The organism is Streptomyces sp. NPDC049577 (assembly GCF_040675635.1).
GTDB lineage: Bacteria > Actinomycetota > Actinomycetes > Streptomycetales > Streptomycetaceae > Streptomyces.
Map to the genome: position 1 here is coordinate 1 of NZ_JBFAPH010000451.1, position 4,044 is coordinate 4,044.

Annotated in this window: 5 protein-coding genes; 2 read left to right on the forward strand and 3 right to left on the reverse strand. The window is 72.6% G+C overall.

What is annotated here, in order from left to right; genetic code table 11:
• On the reverse strand, positions 1–279 hold a 279-nt coding region (locus AB0K09_RS30680), incomplete at its 3' end, for a hypothetical protein (RefSeq protein ID WP_366068676.1).
• Positions 280–580: 301 nt separating this feature from the next.
• Between AB0K09_RS30680 and AB0K09_RS30685 the strand changes: the two genes are divergently transcribed.
• On the forward strand, positions 581–811 hold the full coding sequence (locus tag AB0K09_RS30685) for a hypothetical protein (RefSeq protein WP_366068677.1): 231 nt from the start codon (positions 581–583) through the stop codon (positions 809–811).
• Here AB0K09_RS30685 and AB0K09_RS30690 read toward each other — a convergent pair.
• Positions 795–1,619, reverse strand: coding sequence for an arylamine N-acetyltransferase (locus tag AB0K09_RS30690; RefSeq protein WP_366068678.1), 825 nt, complete (start codon positions 1,617–1,619; stop codon positions 795–797). The genes AB0K09_RS30685 and AB0K09_RS30690 overlap by 17 nt on opposite strands.
• 118 nt (positions 1,620–1,737) lie before the next feature.
• Here AB0K09_RS30690 and AB0K09_RS30695 point away from each other — a divergent pair, with 118 nt between their 5' ends.
• Entirely contained in the window at positions 1,738–3,033 is a 1,296-nt protein-coding gene (locus AB0K09_RS30695; protein WP_366068679.1) for a hypothetical protein, read from the forward strand.
• A gap of 18 nt (positions 3,034–3,051) precedes the next feature.
• Here the strand turns inward: AB0K09_RS30695 and AB0K09_RS30700 are convergent.
• Positions 3,052–4,044 (reverse strand): NPCBM/NEW2 domain-containing protein (locus AB0K09_RS30700; protein WP_366068681.1); only part of this gene is annotated, 993 nt, incomplete at its 5' end.

The window sequence follows — 4,044 nt, forward strand, 5'->3', positions numbered from 1 at the left end:
CCGGCAGCAGGCGAGTGAGCCGCTGTGGGCGAAGGGGCCGCTGTCGGGGAGGGCGCCGCCGTGGGCGAGGGCGTGGCGGTAGGCGAAGGAGTCGCCGCGGAAGGCGCGCTGGCCGGCGAGGCCGTGGGTGCCGCCACCGCGGGCGAGGCCGTCGGCGGTGCGGCGGCCGCCGAGACCGCGGGCGGTCTGGCGGGGCTCGGTCTCGGCACGATCCTCACGGGCGGGCTCGTCATCCTGGCCCTGGCCGGCGGGGCCGTCTACCTCTGGAACCGCACGCACCAGCCGTCCCCACCCCCCACCGGGCGTCACGGCCCCGCAGCCGGGCAACCCCGCGCCCGGCAACCCGTCGAACCCCGAGCCCTCGACCCCCTCGAACCCTTCGAATCCGCCGCCCGCGGCCCCCGCGTCCTTCGACGTCAACGGCACGTACAACGGCACCCTGAACGGAGCGGTCTGCGCGGCCCCCGACTGCTTCATCGACATCTCCAAGCAGAGCGACCCCACCGGTCCCGGCCCCGACCGGGCCGGGCACCTCACGATCACGCTCACCGAGGTCAACTACTCCCCGGTGTTCACCGGCGTGGCCAGCAACATCAACGAAAAGCTCGGCCCGATGGACGCGAAGCTCCTCCAGGACGGCACGATCCAGTGCTCCGGCACCACCACGGACACCGACACCAGCCCGGGCGGCAGCACCAGGACGGCGCCCTACACCGTGAGCGGCGGCTTCAGGAACGGCACCACCGGCTCGCCCTCGTACACGATGACCCTGACCCTGGACAGCCAGTACAACCTCACCGGCGCGCGCTAGGTCCGGCGTGGGCGGACGCGGACGAGGGCCGGGAGTGGACCTCGGGAATCCGCTCCAGTTCGATGCCGAAGTGCTCCCGGTAGGCGGGCAGGATCTCGTCCTCGGCCAGCTCCCGCTCCTCGCGGCCGCCCGGGCCGCTGGTCACGAGCCTCCGCCCGGTGAGGGTGACCCGGTCGCCGGAGCCGGTGAGCCGGGAACAGAGCACGGACCGTGTGAACGGGGACGCCGGCGAGGTGCGGTGCCACCAGCTGCCGGCCTCGAAGTCGGCCAGCTCCCGCGGGCGCCGCTCCAGGCGGTACTGCACCTCCCCGTCCCTGCTGACGTCCAGGTCCCCGTCCTTCGTCTCGGTGATCCGGAAGACGCCCGCCGGGTCCGGCTGCTCACCGCGTTCGTCCAGGCGCAGCGGCCGGTGGCTGTTGCGCCCGAAGCCGATGTCGACGAGGAACGGCTCGTCCGTGCCCCGCGCCTCGACCCGCAGGGCCAGATGGTCGAAGGGTATGCCGAACCGTCCGTCCGGCCCCATCACCCGCCCGGCCAGCAGGCTCACCCGGTAGCCGAGTGTGGTCAGCAGCTCCGCGAAGGCGCCGTTCAGCTCGAAGCAGAAGCCGCCGCGCCCTCGTTCCACCACCTTGCCGACCAGGGCCGGCCCCTCGAGCACGATGTCCTCGCCGAGGTGGATGGAGAGGTTCTCGAAGGGCACCGCGACCAGATGACGCCACTGCAGCTCGCGCAGCGCCTCCAGATCGGGGGCGATCGGGCGGGCGGCGCCGATGCGGCGCAAGTAGGCGTCCGTTCGTGTTGAGTCCATGGCTCCATTTATCTCCTGTGCCGGGTGGTTCCGGCATCGGGCCACGGTTCGGTTCCCTGGGACCAGGGACCTACGTCCCGGTACCGACCCGTGCGTTCCGGTCATACACTCCGCGGGCATGGACACGCCACGAAGAACGATTCTGCGCGGCCTTGCCGCGGCGCCGTTCATCGCGGGGGCGGGCGGTCTCCTCCTGCCCCCGACGGCCACGGCGGCCGCGCGGCGCCGGCTCACCGTCCGTACGAACGCGCCGGGTTCGGGGTTCCTGACCTACCGGGACGTCATCCGGCAGCTGGACGCACGGGCCATGACGCCGGACCACCGCTGGGGCATCGCGCGGGCGCCACTCGATGTCATCCTCGCCGGTTCGCCCCAGCGCAGGGGAGTGGTCGAGCGGCTCACCTGGCCCGCGGGAAGCCCGCCCGCCGGGGAGACGCCGCCGCTGCACACGGTGTTCCGCTGGCAGGACGACGACTATGGCACCAAGGACTGGCGACCGCAGGGCATCACCACCAACTACGACTCGCTCGGCGGCAGTCCCGCCCGGACCGTCCTGCTGGTCTCCTGGGACGCGCACCCGGTCCGCGCGGAGAAACAGGGCACCCGCGTGAGTATCGTGGACGTCCCCGCCGGTGGGGCTCCCCGGTACTGGCACGTGCTCCTCGTGGAGCCGGAGATCAAGCACGGCCAGCCGAGCTTCAAGAAGGTCGAGCTCCACGCCGGCGGCCTGGCCTGGTACCGGAACCTCCTCTACGTCGCGGAGTTCCACGACAGCGCCCCGAACGGGATACGGGTCTTCGACCTGAACCACCTGTTCTCCGTTCCGGCGACCAAGGACGTCTTCGGCTACAACCCCGGCGACCGGAAGTACTACGCCCGCCGGTACGGGTACGTCCTGCCGCAGGTCGCCCGGTACCGGGACACAGCCGGCGACTTCCGCTACTCCCAGCTGGCGCTCGAGCGGGCCGGGGACGGCTCCGTCGCCCGGGACTCGCTCGTGGTCAGCGAGTACCAGGGGCCGAAGAGCAGCCGGACGCCGCACATCGCCCGCTGGGAGCTGGCCGCGGACGGCGGGCTCGCGAGCCTCACCTCCCGGGAGACGCTGGACATCGAGGGGACCGCCACCGGTATCCAGGGCGCCGTGGGCGTTCGCGGCACCTACTACCTCTCCATGAGCGCCGGCCCCACGGGGAACGGTCACCTGCGGACCTGGCGCCCCGGCTGGGGCGCGCCCAAGCCCCTGTGGCGGACCCCGCCGGGCCCCGAGGACCTCAGCTACGACCGGCGCGGCAACGTGCTGTGGTCGCTGGGCGAATACGCGCCCGGCGACCAGCCGCGCCGCAAGGACGGCAAGCGCGATCCGAAGAGCGTCTACTTCACCCGCCACGTGTACGCGATGCGGCTGCCGTCCTGAGCCGGGGAGGGCCGTCCGTCAGCAGGTCAGGACCGGGTTCGCCCAGTCGGCGTGGTCGTAGGCGTTGCCGTCGCCGGCGTCGGTGACCACCAGGCGCAGTTCCACCGCCCCGGTCAGGTCGGCGGACAGCCGCTCGGCAGGGGCGGTGCCGGTGAGCGGGCCGCTGTCGGCGGCCTTCGTACCGTCCTTCCAGATCTGGAAGACGACCGAGCCCCTGCCGCCCGTCTCGTCGTCGACGCCGACGTCGACGGTCAGCGAACGGCAGGTGCGGCCGAGGTAGTAGACGATCTCGCCGGCGGCGTGCGCGCCCAGGCCCTTGGCGTAGCGGGTACCGCGGATGGTGAGGGGACGCCCGTCGCCTACCGCGGTCTCGCCGTTGCTGCGGTCGTGTTCGACCGGGCCCCAGCCGTTCACGGCGGAGCGCGGCGGCAGGTCACCGGCGGAGCTGGTGCCGGCCGGCGGCAGCACGGGGTCGATCGCGGTCACCCGGTACATCACCGTGCCGTGGGCGGGGACGGTGGCGCTGATGGTGCCCGTGCTGGTGCTGGTGCGCCGGGACCACAGGTCCCTGAGGACGTAGGTGCTCGCGCCGTCGAGGCCGATGGCCCGGGCGGTGGTGCTGATGGTGGCCGTGCCGGCGCGCTCGTTGGTGAGGGTGACGGAGCGGCTGCCGTCCGCGAGCGGCTTGGTCATCACCACCAGGCCGCCGGAGCGGGAGACGACGGTGCCCTGTCTGCCCAGCGGGTCCTGGTCGACGGCGATGACATCGGTGTTGGTGAGGATGTCGAACGTCTGCCGGGAGGCGGTGCGCAGATCGGTGCCGATGATCAGCGGGGCGGCCAACTGCGCCCAGAGGCTGAAGTGGGTGCGGTACTCGTCGTCGGTCATGCCGCCGTTGCCGACCTCCAGCATGTCCGGGTCGTTCCAGGCGCCGGGCCGGGCGTACGCGGCGAGGCCCTGGTCGGCGTGCGCGATGCCGATCATCGACGACCAGTCGTCGCCGATGTCGCC